At 71.2% G+C, this 15,318-nt stretch carries 14 protein-coding genes; 8 read left to right on the top strand and 6 right to left on the bottom strand.

Going from position 1 to position 15,318, the window contains the following annotated elements; translation table 11 throughout:
• Window positions 1-37 precede the first annotated feature (37 nt).
• Window positions 38-220 (bottom strand): hypothetical protein, encoded by a 183-nt coding sequence (locus tag ACFQS1_RS28445; RefSeq protein WP_378974159.1) that lies wholly within the window; start codon window positions 218-220, stop codon window positions 38-40.
• A gap of 170 nt (window positions 221-390) precedes the next feature.
• On the opposite strand from ACFQS1_RS28445, the gene fbaA reads away from it, so the two are divergent.
• Together fbaA and ACFQS1_RS28435 are read left to right on the top strand one after the other, a co-directional pair.
• Window positions 391-1,416, top strand: a complete 1,026-nt coding sequence (fbaA, locus tag ACFQS1_RS28440) for a class II fructose-bisphosphate aldolase (protein WP_378974157.1) — start codon at window positions 391-393, stop codon at window positions 1,414-1,416.
• A 119-nt stretch (window positions 1,417-1,535) separates the two neighbouring features.
• A complete protein-coding gene (locus ACFQS1_RS28435; protein WP_378974155.1) occupies window positions 1,536-2,051 on the top strand; it encodes a methyltransferase domain-containing protein in 516 nt (171 codons plus the stop codon).
• Between the two features lie 228 nt (window positions 2,052-2,279).
• Here the strand turns inward: ACFQS1_RS28435 and ACFQS1_RS28430 are convergent, their stop codons facing one another.
• The gene (locus ACFQS1_RS28430) at window positions 2,280-3,479 is read right to left on the bottom strand and encodes an LOG family protein (protein ID WP_378974153.1); all 1,200 of its coding nucleotides are present in this window, start codon (window positions 3,477-3,479) and stop codon (window positions 2,280-2,282) included.
• An 18-nt stretch (window positions 3,480-3,497) separates the two neighbouring features.
• Here ACFQS1_RS28430 and ACFQS1_RS28425 point away from each other — a divergent pair, with 18 nt between their 5' ends.
• Together ACFQS1_RS28425 and ACFQS1_RS28420 are read left to right on the top strand one after the other, a co-directional pair.
• Window positions 3,498-4,487: an ADP-ribosylglycohydrolase family protein gene (locus ACFQS1_RS28425; RefSeq protein WP_378974151.1), complete on the top strand. Its 990-nt coding sequence runs from the start codon at window positions 3,498-3,500 to the stop codon at window positions 4,485-4,487.
• 45 nt (window positions 4,488-4,532) lie between these two features.
• Window positions 4,533-4,955 (top strand): DUF3151 domain-containing protein, encoded by a 423-nt coding sequence (locus ACFQS1_RS28420; protein ID WP_378974149.1) that lies wholly within the window; start codon window positions 4,533-4,535, stop codon window positions 4,953-4,955.
• A 68-nt stretch (window positions 4,956-5,023) separates the two neighbouring features.
• Here the strand turns inward: ACFQS1_RS28420 and ACFQS1_RS28415 are convergent, their stop codons facing one another.
• From ACFQS1_RS28415 to ACFQS1_RS28405, 3 genes are read right to left on the bottom strand one after another with little or no spacing between them, the layout of a single operon-like run.
• Window positions 5,024-7,144: a MinD/ParA family ATP-binding protein gene (locus tag ACFQS1_RS28415; RefSeq protein ID WP_378974147.1), complete on the bottom strand. Its 2,121-nt coding sequence runs from the start codon at window positions 7,142-7,144 to the stop codon at window positions 5,024-5,026.
• A gap of 58 nt (window positions 7,145-7,202) precedes the next feature.
• Window positions 7,203-8,162, bottom strand: a complete 960-nt coding sequence (locus tag ACFQS1_RS28410) for a diacylglycerol kinase family protein (RefSeq protein ID WP_378974144.1) — start codon at window positions 8,160-8,162, stop codon at window positions 7,203-7,205.
• The gene (locus ACFQS1_RS28405) at window positions 8,162-9,454 is read right to left on the bottom strand and encodes an adenylosuccinate synthase (protein WP_378974142.1); all 1,293 of its coding nucleotides are present in this window, start codon (window positions 9,452-9,454) and stop codon (window positions 8,162-8,164) included. The genes ACFQS1_RS28410 and ACFQS1_RS28405 overlap by 1 nt, the downstream gene beginning before the upstream one ends.
• A gap of 112 nt (window positions 9,455-9,566) precedes the next feature.
• On the opposite strand from ACFQS1_RS28405, the gene purD reads away from it, so the two are divergent.
• The gene (purD, locus tag ACFQS1_RS28400) at window positions 9,567-10,808 is read left to right on the top strand and encodes a phosphoribosylamine--glycine ligase (RefSeq protein ID WP_378974140.1); all 1,242 of its coding nucleotides are present in this window, start codon (window positions 9,567-9,569) and stop codon (window positions 10,806-10,808) included.
• Window positions 10,809-11,063: 255 nt separating this feature from the next.
• Here the strand turns inward: purD and ACFQS1_RS28395 are convergent, their stop codons facing one another.
• Window positions 11,064-11,516 carry an SCP2 sterol-binding domain-containing protein gene (locus ACFQS1_RS28395; RefSeq protein ID WP_378974137.1) on the bottom strand — a complete coding sequence of 151 codons (453 nt, stop codon included), beginning with the start codon at window positions 11,514-11,516 and terminating at the stop codon, window positions 11,064-11,066.
• A gap of 131 nt (window positions 11,517-11,647) precedes the next feature.
• On the opposite strand from ACFQS1_RS28395, the gene ACFQS1_RS28390 reads away from it, so the two are divergent.
• The 3 genes from ACFQS1_RS28390 to purB are packed head-to-tail and all read left to right on the top strand — an operon-like array spanning window position 11,648 to window position 14,978.
• Window positions 11,648-12,196, top strand: a complete 549-nt coding sequence (locus ACFQS1_RS28390) for an ArsR/SmtB family transcription factor (protein WP_378974135.1) — start codon at window positions 11,648-11,650, stop codon at window positions 12,194-12,196.
• Window positions 12,196-13,560 (top strand): MFS transporter, encoded by a 1,365-nt coding sequence (locus ACFQS1_RS28385; protein WP_378974133.1) that lies wholly within the window; start codon window positions 12,196-12,198, stop codon window positions 13,558-13,560. Before ACFQS1_RS28390 ends, ACFQS1_RS28385 begins: the two co-directional genes overlap by 1 nt.
• Complete coding sequence (gene purB / locus ACFQS1_RS28380) at window positions 13,557-14,978, top strand: adenylosuccinate lyase (protein WP_378974130.1); 1,422 nt, start codon at window positions 13,557-13,559, stop codon at window positions 14,976-14,978. Before ACFQS1_RS28385 ends, purB begins: the two co-directional genes overlap by 4 nt.
• Window positions 14,979-15,318 lie beyond the last annotated feature (340 nt).

The raw sequence follows: 15,318 nt of genomic DNA, 5'->3' as shown, positions 1-15,318 counted from the left end.
TGATCAGACGGCCGCGCCCGTTAGGGCGACTGATTTGTCAGCGGTAGTCGTCCTCCAGCTCCACCACCCGCTGCTGCTCCTGGGCGTCCCACTCCGGGGTCTCGTCGTCCACGGCCGGGATCGGCTCGTCGTCGCCCTCCTCGAGGCGCGCGGTCGTGGCCTGCTCGGCGGCATCCGCCTCCGGCGCCTCCAGGTCGATGTCGTCGTCCGGGTACGTCATCTCGCGCTCCTCTCTGTGTCCTTTGGCCGGTTCCCCTCCAGCATGCCCGCAAACCGGCCAAGTTTCGGGGCGGTTTCCCCTCGTCCGGACGACTGCGGAATACTGCGCAGAGGAGGACAGCGCGGTCCTGCCCTCTGTCTCGCATCCGCAATTGAGCTAGGAGCGCACCGATGCCCATCGCTTCTCCCGAGGTCTACGCCGAGATGCTCGACCGCGCCAAGGCCGGCGCGTTCGCCTACCCGGCGATCAACGTGACGTCCTCGCAGACCCTCAACGCGGCCCTGCAGGGCTTCACCGAGGCCGGCAGCGACGGCATCATCCAGATCAGCACCGGCGGCGCCGAGTACGTCTCCGGCCCGACGGTGAAGAGCATGGTCACCGGCGCGGTCGCCCTCGCCGAGTTCGCGTACGAGGTGGCCAAGAACTACCCGATCAACGTCGCGCTGCACACCGACCACTGCCCCAAGGACAAGCTGGACAAGTACGTCCGGCCGCTGCTGGCGATCAGCAAGGAGCGGGTCGCCAACGGCCGGGCGCCGCTGTTCCAGTCGCACATGTGGGACGGCTCGGCCGTGCCGGTCGACGAAAACCTGCAGATCGCCGAGGATCTCCTCAAGGACGCCGCGGCCGCGCACATCATCCTCGAGATCGAGGTCGGCGTCGTGGGCGGCGAGGAGGACGGCGTCGCCCACGAGATCAACGACAAGCTGTACTCGACCGTCGAGGACGGCCTGGCCACCGCGGCGGCGCTCGGCCTGGGCGAGAAGGGCCGGTACATGACCGCCCTGACCTTCGGCAACGTGCACGGCGTCTACAAGCCGGGCAACGTCAAGCTGCGTCCCGAGATCCTCAAGGAGATCCAGGACGCGGTCGGCGCCAAGTACGGCAAGGAGAAGCCGTTCGACCTGGTCTTCCACGGCGGTTCCGGCTCGCTGCTCTCGGAGATCCACGGCGCCCTCGACTACGGCGTGGTCAAGATGAACATCGACACCGACACGCAGTACGCCTTCACCCGCCCGGTCGTCGACCACGTGATGAAGAACTACGACGGCGTCCTGAAGATCGACGGCGAGGTCGGCAACAAGAAGGCGTACGACCCGCGTGCCTGGGGCAAGCTCGCCGAGAACGGCCTGGCCAAGCGCGTCGTCGAGGCCTGCGAGAACCTCCGCTCGACCGGCACCACGCTCTCGAAGTAATCGCTTCTCTTCTGACGAACGCGGCCGGCACCCGTTAGCGGGTACCGGCCGCGTTCGTCTTGGCGGGTTACTCACAGGTATGTGTACGATCGTCCCCCGACCCCCGGAGGATCTTGATCGTGCTCGGTATCGAGGGTTACGAACCCGCGTGGCACCACGACGCGGAGGCCCTCGCGGCGGTGCACCGCACCAGATTCGTGCGGATCATCGGGCGGAAGCTGCGATCCGGCTGGCTCATGTGGGACATGGCCGAGCGCGGCTGGTTCGCCGACGGCCCGGTGGTCCTCGACTTCGGCATAACCCATGTGGAGATCACGCACCGTAAGTTCGACGAGTGCGCGATCACGTGGGACCAGATCGACCTGAATCAGCCGGTCGACTGGTACGAGCACTTCGACTGGCGGCCCGACCCGCACGCGGCGCTGCGGCACGCGCGCGGGCGAATCCTCCGGGCGGTGAACGTGATCGAGCTGATCACGGTCGCCGAGTGGCGGCCGCGGATCCTGCACGCGATCGAGTTCCTCTTCGAGGGCGCGCGGCTGGCCGTCTACAACGCGATGGACGAGAACGGCCTCGACGACGTCCCGGAGTCCGAGCTGCCCGCAACGAACTGGCGGCGCGTGCACATCGCCTGATTCCATGGCCCGGGCACGAGGTGGTTGCCTGGGCCATACGCGTGCCGGGCCACGGCGAGCCCAGCTCAATCACCGCAACGCATTCCCCCGGCTGTGGACAGCCGCTCGAAAATGTCGGAGGCGGCTGGTCTACTGAGCCCCACCCAGTGCCGGGGTGGGGTGGGCGTAGGGGCGGGCGCGACGCAGCGCTGATGAGTTCGTGTCCGCTCGGGACAGTAAGTCGGCAAGTCAGCGGGAAAGGGCCGCCATCGCGACGTCCAGGGAATCGGTGACGACGATCAGGTTGGACTGGTCGCCGTGCGGTGACTTGGCCAGCAGTGGGCGCAGCAGGGCCTCGACCGGCAGCTCGCGCCAGTGGTCGACGCCCAGGAAGACGAAAGCGCCGGACGGGCCGTCGGTCTGGTAGAAGGTCTTGGTCGCGGCCTGGAAGATCTCCTGCACCGTGCCGGCCCAGCCGGGGGCGAAGACGATGCCGCCGCGGGAGAGGCGCAGGATCGAGTCCTCGCGGACGGCGTTCGAGAAATACTTGCCGATCTGGCCGGCGAACAGGTTGGCCGGCTCGTGGCCGTACAGCCAGGTGGGCAGGGCCAGGCCGCCGTGGCGCAGCTTGCCGACCACATCGGACGCCGCGGTCGCCGGGGTCGGATAGGCGGCGCGCACGGCGAGCGCGGCGGCCGTGTACGGGTCGTGGTCGGTGAAATGCGGGGCGGCCGAGAGCCGGTCGATCGCGGCCGAGAGCTGGCCGGCCGGGCGGGCGGCGAAGTAGGCGCCGAGGTTGGCCGCCTCCATGACGCCGGGGCCGCCGCCGGTCACGATCAGGCGGCCGACCGAGGCGAGTCGCCAGGCCAGCGTCGCGGCCATCCGGTAGGCGGCCGAGCCGCGCGGCGCCGCGTGGCCGCCCATGATGCCGACGGCGGCCTTGGCCTGGTGGGTCGCCGACCAGGCGCCGAGGGCCTTGCCGAGGGCGTTGTCGATGCCGGCGTCGTGCAGCCGCTGGGCCAGGGCCTCGCGGATGTCCGGACCGGCGCCGCCGTGCTCGATGAAGTGCTGGTAAACCAGGGTGTCGTACATGCCGGCGAAGCCCTCGTGGGCGAAGCCGAACGACAGGTCCTCGGGGGTGTAGAGGGTGGCGGGATGCGTGGGATACGGCCGCGCGTCGAACGGCGGCACCAAGTGGGCGCCGCGGCGGATCAGGTCGATCTCCACATCGGGGCCCACCAGGTGGCAGCCGACGAACAGCGCGCCCTTGACATCGACGCCGGCGAAGTCGGGCGGGTCCACGTCGAGCCGCAACCCGAGGATCACCAGCCCGGCCAGCGACCGCCGGGCGAGGTGGGCATCGAACTCGGCGCGCGACTCGACCTCGAGCGGGCTGGCGTCGAACGGGATGTCCCCGCCGAGAACGGGGTGCAGTGGATCTCCGGGCACACACGTAGGGTAGCCACCGTGCGAAACGTGGCGGGATCGCTCTATGGCTTGGCGTACGGGGACGCGCTCGGCAAGCCGACCGAGTTCCAGGACTACGCGACGATCGTGGCGACCTACGGGCCGGGCGGGCCGCGCGAGCTGACCGGGTGGCCGGCGCTGGTCACGGACGACACCCAGATGGCGCTCGCGGTGGGTGAGTCGTTGCTGGCGGCGCCGTCGATCACCCCGGAGGCGCTCGAACCGGTGCTGCGGCAGGCCTTCCTGGAGTGGGCAGCCAGCCCCGACAACAACCGGGCGCCCGGGATGACCTGCCTGCGGGCGTGCGCGGCGCTCTCCGACGGGCGGCCCTGGCAGCGGGCCACCGAGGCCGGGTCCAAGGGCTGCGGCGCGAACATGCGGGTCACGCCGGTCGGGCTGATGCCGGGGCTGAGCGACGATCAACGGGCCGGCGCGGCCCAGCTTCAGGCCGGGCTCACGCACGGGCATCCGACGGGCCTCGCGGCGAGCGAGCTGACGGCGTACGCCTGCAATTGGCTCCGAAACGGCCTGGACCCGGACGATCTGCTCGCCGCCCTCCGGGATCGCTGCCGCCGGCAGCGCCGGATCTACCGAGGCGATTGGCTCGGCGATCTCTGGCAGCAGCCGGGCATCGCCGAACCCGAGGACTTCATCGCGCGGGGATGGGACGAATGCCTGGCGGCGCTGGATCGCGTCGAGCGCGCGCTCGCGGCCGGAGACTTCACCGGCGATCCGTGCCGGGCGACCGGAGAGGGATGGATCGCGGAGGAAGCGCTGGCCACGGCCCTCTACTGCTACCTGATCTCGCCGGACGAACCGGTCGCGGTGCTCGCGCGGGGTGCGGCGTCCTCGGGGGACTCCGACTCGATCGCCTGCCTCGCCGGGGCTTTCGCGGGTGCGTCACTCGGGCTCAATGCATGGCCTTCGGCCTGGCAAAACCAGATTGAGTACGGGGACAGACTGGCTCGCCTGGCAGATGTGTGGGATTGATCCCCCGCCGGGAATTCATGCCCATGCGGCCGGTTGAATGAAGTCATGCAGAATCTGCTTCCCGAGCCGCCGGCCACGCTGCTGCCCGCCGACGCCGAGGCCGAAAACGCGCTGGCCAAGGCCGCCGAGACCGGCACCACCGAGGCCTACAAGGCGGTCGCGGCCGCCCACCCGGCATTCAGCGGTGGCTGGGCCGCCCTCGCCGCCGACGCACTCGCGGCCGGCGAGCCCGTCACCGCCTACGCCTACGCCCGCACCGGATATCACCGCGGCCTGGACGCCCTGCGCCGCAACGGGTGGAAGGGGCACGGGCCGGTGCCCTGGTCACACGCCCCTAACCAGGGCTTCCTGCGCTGCCTGCACAGCCTGTCGCAGGCCGCCGCCGAGATCGGCGAGGCCGACGAGGCGGCCCGCTGCGCCCAGTTCCTCCGCGACAGCGACCCGGCCGCGGCCGACGCCCTGACCTGAGCCGCCCGCCGCCCGCCGCCCGCCGTTTGTCGATTGCCGTTTGTCGTCCGCTCAGGATCGCCGCCGCGTCACAGGCCCTCGGCCACCGCGGCGGCGATCTTCAACCAGGCATCCTTGGTGTTGGCCGACAGCTGGCCGTACCGGATCGGCTCACCGGAGTCGATGAGCTTCTCGTACGGCGCCATCAGCACCGCCCGGGTGCGCGCGGCGAAATGCCGCTGGATCGCGGGGAGGTCGATGTCCTTGCGGGTCGGCGGCAGCGAGACGACCGTGACCGCCTGACGCACCAGCCGCTGACGGCCGCTCTGCTCGAGGTGGTCGAGCATCCGGGCGGCGGTCTCGGCCGAGTCGTTTCGCGCCGACATGCTGATCACCAGCTGGTCGGTGGCGTCGGTCGCCGCTTGCCAGTTCTGCGCCCGCACGTTGTTGCCGGTGTCCACGAAGATCAGCTTGTAGAAGCGGCTGACGATCTCGCGGATCTCGCCGAACGCCGAGGCGGTCAGCATCTCGCCGGCGGTCGCGGACTCGTCGGAGGCGAGCACGTCGAACATGCCCTCGCCCTGGGCGCGGACGTACTGCGAGAGGTCGCCCACCCGGCCGTGCGAGCCACGGAACAGGTGCAGGTCGCGCATCATGTCGCGGACCGTGCGGGCGTGGAAGTCCTGCTGGGCGCGCATGCCGAGGGTGCCCTGGGTCTCGTTGTTGTCCCAGGCCAGCACGTACCCGCCGCGCTTCTGGCCGAACGTCATGGCCAGCAGCAGCACCGCCACGGTCTTGCCGGCGCCGCCCTTGGGGTTGACCACGGTGACCTGGCGCAGTCCGCCGAAGTTGCGGCGGACCATCTCGACGTCCTGCTTGTATTCCTGCTCGCGCTTGCCCGGGGCCAGCTTGACCAGGCCCAGCGCGGTCTTGTTGAGCATCGCTCGCGCGCCCATGGTGGCGGTCGGCTCGGCCGGCTTGGCCAGCCGGCGGCGCGCGAACTCCTCGGCGGTGGGGGTGCCGTCGGAGACCCACGGGAGGTCGGCGAACGGATCGGCCGAGGGCTGGCCGGGCGCGGGCGCCTGCGGCGGTGCGGGCTGGGCGGGAGCGTGGGCTTGCGGCGGGACCATGGCCGGGGGGTACGGGCCGGGCGGGGTCCCGGGGTGATGCTGGGCCGGGTTGGGTTGCGGCGGGTATGGCTGGGCCGGATTGGGTTGCGGCGGGTAGGGCTGCGCCGGGTTGTGCTGTGGCGGATATGGATGCGGCGGGACCTGCTGCGGCGGGTATGGCTGCGGTGGGTTGTGCTGTGCGGGGACGTGCGGCGGGGTCTGCGGAGGGCCCTGCTGCGGAGTTTGGGGCGGCGGGGCCGGGCGGTAGATCGCGCCGTTGGACGGCTCGGGCGCCGGTGACTGCGGTGTCGGGCCGTGCGGGGCCGGGGATTGCGGTGTCGGGCCGTGCGGGGCCGGTGGCATCTCTTCCGGGCGGACGATGCCGGGCACCGAGACGGAAGCGGTGGCGCGCGCCGGTGGGGTCTCGCCGGTCGGTGCCTCGGCGGTGGCCCGGTGCGGAGGCTGTGACCAGGGCGAATCCGGATTGTCGTGCACGCCCGAACCCGAGGTCGGCTCCGGGGATGGTTCGGCGGAGACCGGCGCGGTGGCGGGCGTCGAGGCCGTGGGCGGTCGCGGCACCGGGATATGGGTGGCCGGTGGCATCGGGGCCGGCGGGATGTGGGTGGCGGGCGGGATGTGGGTGGCCGGCGGGATCGGCGTTGCCGGTGCTGACGGCGTTGCCGGTGGGAACTGCGCGGCCGGCGGGATCGGCGTGGCGGCGGTGGCCGGCGGTGTCCCGGTGGCCGGCGGTGTCGCGGTAGCCGGCGGTGTCGCGGTGCCCGGCGGTGTCCCGGTGGCCGGCGGTGTCGCGGCGGCCTGCTGCGTCGCGGTGGCGTGCTGCGTCGCGGTGGCCGGCTGGGGCGGCACCGGGATGGCTTGCGGGGGCGGCACGGGCACCGGGCGGTCGGGGCGGTAGACGGCCTGCGGGCCGGTCACGCCCTGCGGGCCCGGCAGCGGAACGGGGGGCGGCGCCTGATGCGGCACCGGCCGGCCGTGCACGGGTGCCTCCACCTCCTCCTCCCAGAACGGCTCCACGTCGCGGTCGGGCGGCGTGGGGCTCGTCCCCGGGACGTAGACGCGGTCGGCGTGCTCGTCCTCCACGGAAGCGTCCTCCCCGAAATTGTCGTACTTCAGTACTACTTCAGACTCTCACGGTAGGTCAGGCCGCGTACACCGCCCAGGCCCCCGGCTCGGTCCACCACGAGCGCTTGCGGGTCGTCGAACCGCCGACGCCGTCGTCGAGAAACTGCAGCTCAACATCGCGCGGCAGGACCGAGACCGCCCGTCCGCGGGCGCGGCGCACCTCGACCTGGACCTTGGTGCCGCGGAAGCGCTGCTTGATGATCTTGGGGATGGCGACCCCGACCTCGACCCGTCCGTCGGTGGGGTCGCCGGTGGCCAGCAGGCGGAAGCCGCCGAACTCCGCGTAGCCGCCACCGTTACCGATGGCGCAGGCCAGGATCGGCTCCTCGCCGTCGGAGAGCACCACGTCGTCGACCTCGATCCGGCCCCGCCACGGCACCGCGCGGTCCGCGTCGTCAGCACCGCCGAGCAGCGCGCCGTCCACGGTCACCGAGCCGCCGTCGTTGCGCAGCAGATCGAGGCGGCGCACCCGGCCGGAGAGAACCGCCTCGGCCACGCCGGCGGGAGTGCGCGGCAGGCCGAGCTGGGCCGCGAGGTCGGTGGTGTTGGTCACGTCCAGCGGCAGCAGGGCGATCGCGGGGAGATCCGGCACCGTGCGATCGGACCGCAGATCGGCGGGGCGTTTGCTGGGCGCCGGAGCGTACCGCCGAACGAGCCGTCGCAAGACGGCGCGCAACTGGCCGTCGACCGCCGTCGCCACCACCAGCCGGGCCTTGCTCTCGACATCGGGCCAGGTCAGGCCGTCGGGGCGGGGATCGCCGTCGAACCGCGACAGCACCGCGTCGATCTCCTGATCGGACCCGGCGGTCACCGTCTCGACCCGGGCGCCCTGTTCCTTGAGCAGGTCGGCCAGCTGCAACACCGGCACCCGCGGGCTGGCACACGAGGCGGCCGTTCCGCAGCCGCCACAACTCTCGCCGCAGGCGTCCGCGGCGCCCGCGCCCTCGGCCAGGCTCAGGATGACGACGTCGAACATCACGCCTCGCCCAGTACCGAGTGACGCTCGATGACCGCCTCGCGGCCGGGGCCGACGCCGACGATCGAGATGCGCGCGCCGAGCCGCTGCTCGACGAACTCCACGAACCGCTGCGCGTCCTTGGGCAGCTCGTCGAAGCTGCGGCAGCCGGAGATGTCCTGCTTCCAGCCGGGGAGCGTCTCGTAGATCGGGACCGCGTGGTGGAAGTCGGTCTGGTTGACCGGCATCTCGTCGTGCCGGACGCCGTTCACGTCGTAGGCGACGCAGACCGGGATCTCATCGAGACCGTCGTAGTTGTCCAACTTGGTCAGCGCGAAGTCGGTGACCCCGTTGATCCGCTGCGCGTAGCGGCCGATCACCAGGTCGAGCCAGCCGATGCGGCGCGGGCGGCCGGTGGTCGTGCCGTACTCGTGGCCGACCTCGCGCAGGTAGTCGCCGAACTTGTCGTGCAGCTCGGTCGGGAACGGGCCCTCGCCGACCCGGCTGGTGAACGCCTTGAGTACCGCGACCACCCGGTCGATGCGCGTCGGCGGGATGCCGGAGCCGGTGCAGGCGCCGCCGGACGTCGCGTTGGAGCTCGTGACGAACGGGTACGTGCCGTGGTCCACATCGAGCAGGGTGGCCTGGCCGGCCTCGCACAGGACGACCTTGCCGGCGTCGATCGCCTCGGCCAGCTCCAGCGCGGTGTCGCCGACGTAGGGGCGCAGGCGGTCGACGTACGAAAGAAGCTCTTTCACCACGTCCTCGGGCTTCACGGCCTGGCGGTTGTAGATCTTGGACAGCACCTGGTTTTTGAAGGAGAGCGCCGCCTCGACCTTTTGCCGCAGGATCGACTCGTCGAAGAGATCCTGGATGCGGACGCCGATCCGGTTCATCTTGTCGGCGTACGTCGGGCCGATGCCGCGGCCGGTCGTGCCGATCCGGCGGGCGCCCAGGTACCGCTCGCTGACCTTGTCGAGCGAGCGGTTGTAGGACGGGATGACGTGCGCGTTCGCGCTGATCCGCAGACGGGACGTGTCGATGCCGCGGGCCTCGAGGCCGTCGATCTCCTGGAACAGCACGGCCAGGTCGACCACCACGCCGTTGCCGATCACCGGGGTGACGCCCGGCGTCAGGATGCCGCTGGGCAGCAGGTGCAGGGCGTATTTCTCGCCGTTGATCACCACGGTGTGGCCGGCGTTGTTGCCGCCGTTGAACTTGACGACGTAGTCGAGCCGGTCGCCCAGCAGATCAGTGGCCTTGCCCTTGCCCTCGTCGCCCCACTGGGCGCCGACCAACACGATTACCGGCACTTACTTCTCCTGTACACGCCGCGTACTCGGCGATGCCCGGGTACTTCCGAAGTTTACGCGACCGACCTGCGGTGCGACGTGCGGAAGGAGGCCGCCGGTAGGATCCGCGGTCGTGCGCGTACTTCTGATCGGCTCCGGCGGGCGGGAACACGCCCTCGCCGTGGGCCTCGCCGCCGACCCGTCCGTCGACTTCCTCGCCGCCGCTCCCGGCAATCCGGGCATCGCGCAGGTCGCGTCGGTGTTCGACGTGACCGCGACCGATCCGGCCTCGGTGGCGGCGCTCGCCGTCGAGCTCGCCGCCGACCTGGTGGTGGTCGGTCCGGAGGCGCCGCTGGTCGCGGGGGTGGCCGACGCGGTGCGCGCCAAGGGGATCGCCTGCTTCGGGCCCAGCGCGGCGGCGGCGCGGTTGGAAGGCTCGAAGGCGTTCGCCAAGGACGTCATGGCGGCGGCGGGGGTGCCGACCGCTCTTTCGTACGCGTGCACCCGCGCCGACGAGGTGGACCGGGCACTCGGCGAGCTCGGCGCGCCGTACGTCGTGAAGAACGACGGTCTGGCGGCCGGCAAGGGGGTGGTGGTGACGTCCTCGCTGGACGAGGCGCGCCGGCACGCCGGCGAGTGCGGCAAAGTCGTGATCGAACAGTATTTGTCAGGCCCGGAGGTGTCGCTGTTCGTCGTCACCGACGGCACCGCGGCCGTCCCGCTGATGCCGGCGCAGGACTTCAAACGGCTGGGCGACGGCGACGAGGGGCCGAACACGGGCGGCATGGGGGCGTACGCGCCGCTGCCGTGGGCGCCGGACGACCTGGTGCCCCGCGTGATGCGGGAGACGGTCGAGCCGACGCTGGCCGAGATGCGGGCCCGCGGGATCCCGTTCGCCGGGTTGCTCTACGTCGGACTGGCGCTCACCCCGGACGGCCCCAAGGTGATCGAGTTCAACGCCCGCTTCGGCGACCCCGAGACCCAGGTCGTGCTGGCTCTGCTCGCGACGCCGCTGGGCGGCCTGCTGAACGCGGCGGCGACCGGCAAACTGGCCGAGCACCCGCCGCTGAGCTGGCACGACGGCGCCGCGGTCACGGTCGTGGTGGCCAGCGCAAACTACCCGGCCACCCCGCGCACCGGCGACGTCATCACCGGCGCGGAGGCGGCGGGCGTGATCCATTCCGGCACGGCCCGCCGCGCGGACGGTGCGCTGATCTCGGCCGGCGGGCGGGTGCTGAGCGTGACGGCTGTCGGCGAGGGCCTGGCCGCGGCCCGCGATGCTGCTTATGCCCTGGTGGACGGGATCCGCCTGGACGGTGCGCAATTCCGCACCGACATCGCGCTGGGCGCGGTCGAGGACCGGATCACGCTTTAGCGGATCGGCCGTCGCGCGGCCCGGTTCGCCGGCGGGGTCGTACCGCGCCTTGCTGCCGGGTGCGGGTTGCTTGGTCGCCATGGCCGGGGCGTGGGTGGTGGCGGCGGGAGCGGCTGGTTGCGGCTTACCGCGGCGGCACCGAGGTCGTCCGGCCGAACGCTGATGACCTGCTGTCCGCGGCGCGCCGGAAGTAATCAAGATCGGCTGGCTGGGCGTGGGGCCGGCCCCGTGCAAGGGGCCGGCCCGGCAGCGGCGTCAGGCCTTCGGGATGTCGAAGAGCTTGGCCACGTTGGCGGCCAAGCCCAGGTCGCCCTTTGCCTTGATCTTGCCGGTCATGAACAGCATCATCGGGTTGCCGTCGCCGGAGACGACCTTCAGGAACGTCAGGGCGTCCATGGTCATGGCCAGCTTGGGGTCGCGGGCCGGCTGGTTGGTCACCGTGCAGGCGCCGTTCTCGATGACGGTCTCGTAGGTGTCGCTGCCGCCGTCGGGGGCGCCGGTGATGATCCAGTGGATGACGGCCGAGGTGTTGCCGGCCTTCTCGGCGCGGAACAGCGTGGGCATCCGGTTGAAGACCTCGTCGAGGATCTTTCCGCGCGCGTCGCCGGACATGACCTCGGCGATCTTCGCATCCGGCGTCGACTTGACGAGCTGAGCGAACTCCTTCGGGCCGATCGAGGAGAGCGACTCGGCGTTGAAATCAGTCATCGGTGGACCTTTCGGTATCTGCGCTGTACCTACTCGTCGGTAACCTTAGCGACAATGCCGCTTCTCCGTGCAGTGTGCCACTCCCAAATATTTGTTGGACAGTCGGCACGCGGATGCCTAAGCTCCCCAACATGCCTTTGGGAGATGACCGCGAGGATTGCGGCGCGGGCGAGACGGCCGCGCTGCGGGCGATGGCCCATCCCGTGCGGCTGCGGATGATGTCCCTGCTCACCGCGGCGCCGATGACCGCGGCCGAGGTCGCCCGCGAGCTCGGCCTCACCCACGCGAATGCCAGCTATCACCTGCGCAACCTGCTCGCCGGCGGGCTGATCGTGGTCGCCGGCGAGGAAAAGATTCGCGGTGGCGTCGCCAAGCGCTACCGATACGACGTCGGCCGCGACAAGGAGCAGCGCGGGGCGGCGACCGACGAGCAGCTCCGGCTCGAGGTCTCGGCCTTCGCCCACGAGCTGATCCGGCGTTCCCGGGAGGCGCATTTCCGGCCGGGCCCCCGGCTGCTCGCCGACGCCGAGCTCTGGGTCGAGCCCGATAAATGGCGGGAGATCCGGGACCGGGTCGCCAAGGCTCTCGTCGAGCTGCACGAGGCGGCCCGGCCGCCGCGCACCCCCGGCACGATCCGCACCAGCACCACCACGGCGATGTTCGAGATGGGAGACGCCTGATGAACCTCCCGGCGCCATTGCGGCTGCGGCCCTTCCGCCTGCTGCTGTCCGGCCGGACGATCAACGCCCTCGGCAACGCCTTCGCCCCGATCGCGCTGGCCTTCGCCGTGCTCGATCTCACCGGCTCGGCCACCGACCTGGGCTTCGTCGTCGGCGCGCGCACGGTGGTCAACGTCGCGTTCCTGCTCTTCGGCGGGGTCCTGGCCGACCGCCTGCCCAAGAACCTGCTGATGGTCGGGTCGAGCGTGGCCGCGGCGCTCACCCAGGGCGTGGTGGCCGCGCTCGTGCTGACCGATTCGGCGACCATTCCGCTGCTCATCGGGCTCGCGGCGATCAACGGCATGGTGGCGGCGCTGGCGTTGCCGGCGAGCGCCTCGATCCTGCCGCAGATCGTGCCGGCCGAGATGCGCCAGCAGGCGAACGCGATCAGCCGGGTCGCGCTGAACGGCGCGGCGATCCTCGGGGCGCCGGTGGCCGGCGTCGTGGTGGCCGCGGTCGGGCCGGGCTGGGGCATTCTCGTCGACGCGGCGACGTTCCTGGTGTCCGCGTTCTGCTTCGCCGCGCTCAAGGCCCCGGCCGGAAACGCGCTCAAGGCCCCGGCCGGAAAGGCGGCGGCCGACACCGAGTCGCCCGCGCCCGGGGCGGTCGCGCCGGATTCGCTGGTGGCCGCGGATGAGCTTGCACTCGGCGTACCGGAAAATGGGGTGGAATCGAAAAGGCCGAACATTGTCACCGATCTGCGCGTGGGATGGTCGGAATTTCGCTCGCGGCGGTGGCTCTGGACGGTGGTCGCGGGCTTCTGCGTGATGAACATGGCGTGGGCCGGCGGCCTCTTCGTGCTCGGGCCGGTCGTCGCGGACGACACCTTCGGGCGGCGGGCCTGGGGATTCGTGCTGGCCGCTCAGACCGCCGGCATGATCGTCGGCGGGCTGATCGCGATGCGGCTGCGGCTGCGCCGGTTGCTGTTCTTCGGCGTCGCCTGCTGTTTTCCGCTGTCGATTCCGGTCTTTCTGCTCGGCGCCTATCCACATGTGTGGGCGCTGATCGCCACCTCGCTCGTCGCCGGCCTCACGCTCGAGCAGTTCGGTGTGGCGTGGGAGACGACAATGCAGGAGCACGTGCCGCCGGAGAAACTCGCGCGGGTCTATTCCTACGACATGGTCGGCTCGTTCGTGGCGATTCCGGTCGGCGAGATGACGGTCGGGCCGATCTCGCACCTGGCCGGCCGCGAGGCGACGCTGGTCGGCGCGGGACTGCTCATGATCGCCTCGGTGGCCTTCATGCTGGGCAGCCGGGACGTGCGCACCCTGCCGCACAAGCTGCCCGAGCCGGTCGAGACGCCCGTGGGAGAATCTGTCGCGTGACGATCCCGAACGTGCTGGCCGCCCGCTACGCCTCCGCCGAGCTCACCGCCCTCTGGTCGCCGGAGGAGAAGATCCGGATGGAGCGCCGGTTGTGGCTGGCCGTGCTGCGGGCGCAGCGCGACCTGGGCGTCCCGGTGCCGGCGGGCGCGGTCGAGGCGTACGAGGCGGTTGTGGACAACGTCGACCTCGCGTCGATCGCGGCCCGCGAGCGGGTCACCCGCCACGACGTGAAGGCGCGGATCGAGGAGTTCAGCGCGCTGGCCGGCTTCGAGCAGATCCACAAGGGCATGACCTCGCGCGACCTCACCGAGAACGTCGAGCAGCTGCAGATCCGGGCGTCGCTCGAGCTGATCCGCGAGCGGGCGGTCAGCACGCTGGCCCGGCTCACCGAGCGTGCCGTGGAGTATTCCGAGCTGGTGATGACCGGCCGGTCGCACAACGTGGCGGCGCAGGCCACCACGCTCGGCAAGCGGTTCGCCTCGGCCGCGGAAGAGCTGTTGATCGCGTACGAGCGGCTGGACGACCTGATCGGGCGGTACCCGCTGCGCGGCATCAAGGGCCCGGTCGGGACCGCCGCCGACCAGCTCGACCTGCTCGACGGCGACTTCGACGCGCTCGGCACGCTGGAGCGGCGGGTCGCCGCGCACCTCGGCTTCGACCGGGTGCTCAGCAGCGTCGGTCAGGTCTACCCGCGCTCGCTCGACTTCGACGTGGTCGCCGCGCTCGCCCAGGTCACCGCCGGGCCGTCGTCGCTGGCCACCACGATCCGGCTGATGGTCGGGCAGGAGCTGGTCACCGAGGGCTTTAGGCCGGGCCAGGTGGGCTCGTCGGCGATGCCGCACAAGATGAACACGCGCTCGTCGGAGCGGGTCAACGGGCTCGCCGTGATCGTCCGGGGTTACCTGTCGATGGTCGGCGAGCTGGCCGGCGACCAGTGGAACGAGGGCGACGTCTCCTGCTCGGTGGTGCGCCGGGTGGCGCTGCCCGACGCCTTCTTCGCGACCGACGGCCTGTTCCAGACGTTCCTGACCGTGCTCGACGAATTCGGCGCCTACCCCGCGGTGATCGCCCGCGAGCTCGACCGGTTCCTGCCGTTCCTGGCCACCACCAAGATCCTGGTGGCCGCGGTGCGCAAGGGCGTCGGCCGCGAGACGGCGCACGAGGTGATCAAGGAGCACGCGGTGAGCGTGGCGCTGGCGATGCGCGAGAAGGGCGCGGCGGTCAACGACCTCTTCGACCGGCTGGCCGGCGACGAGCGCCTGCGGCTCTCGCGCGCCGAGATCGACACGCTGGTGGCGGACCGTGCGGCGTTCGTGGGGGCGGCGCCTTCACAGGTACGGGCGGTGGCCGACCGCGTGGCGTCCATCGTGGCCGCTCACCCGGACGCGGCGCGTTACGCTCCCGCGCCCATCCTGTGATTCTGCCGCCGGGGCGCGACGGAGCTCGACCCTCGCACCGCACCCCGGCGGAACCCGCTCGACGTGCCCGGACCGGCGACGGCGGGGGCTCCGCCGCCGGCTCTTTCCGGAGATCGATATCACGACCGTAGGTGTTCGCGATGATCTCGCCAAGAACTCAGATCTCCCATATCACCGTGTGATGACGGCGCGGATCGGTTGAAGCTTCGATCGAACAGGTGGTCGAGATCACCCGCAAGACTGCCTGCTCAGCGGCGATGGCGTCGTCCTGCCGACACCGGCCGATGGCTTCGTCCGAAGGTTCACCAGGTAGGCTGCCGATGCTTACACCTATCAGTCA

This window comes from Paractinoplanes rhizophilus, from assembly GCF_042664765.1.
GTDB classification, from domain to species: Bacteria; Actinomycetota; Actinomycetes; order Mycobacteriales; family Micromonosporaceae; genus Actinoplanes; species Actinoplanes rhizophilus.
This window is presented reverse-complemented; position numbering and strand designations above follow the sequence as displayed.

Excerpts from the sequence above, each read along its gene's own strand:
- ACFQS1_RS28410 (WP_378974144.1), bottom strand. The coding sequence starts at position 8,162 with ATGTTCGACGTCGTCATCCTGAGCCTGGCCGAGGGCGCGGGCGCCGCG.
- ACFQS1_RS28385 (WP_378974133.1), top strand. The coding sequence starts at position 12,196 with ATGAACCTCCCGGCGCCATTGCGGCTGCGGCCCTTCCGCCTGCTGCTG.
- ACFQS1_RS28395 (WP_378974137.1), bottom strand. The coding sequence starts at position 11,516 with ATGACTGATTTCAACGCCGAGTCGCTCTCCTCGATCGGCCCGAAGGAG.
- ACFQS1_RS28420 (WP_378974149.1), top strand. The coding sequence starts at position 4,533 with ATGCAGAATCTGCTTCCCGAGCCGCCGGCCACGCTGCTGCCCGCCGAC.
- ACFQS1_RS28390 (WP_378974135.1), top strand. The coding sequence starts at position 11,648 with ATGCCTTTGGGAGATGACCGCGAGGATTGCGGCGCGGGCGAGACGGCC.
- ACFQS1_RS28445 (WP_378974159.1), bottom strand. The coding sequence starts at position 220 with ATGACGTACCCGGACGACGACATCGACCTGGAGGCGCCGGAGGCGGAT.
- fbaA (WP_378974157.1), top strand. The coding sequence starts at position 391 with ATGCCCATCGCTTCTCCCGAGGTCTACGCCGAGATGCTCGACCGCGCC.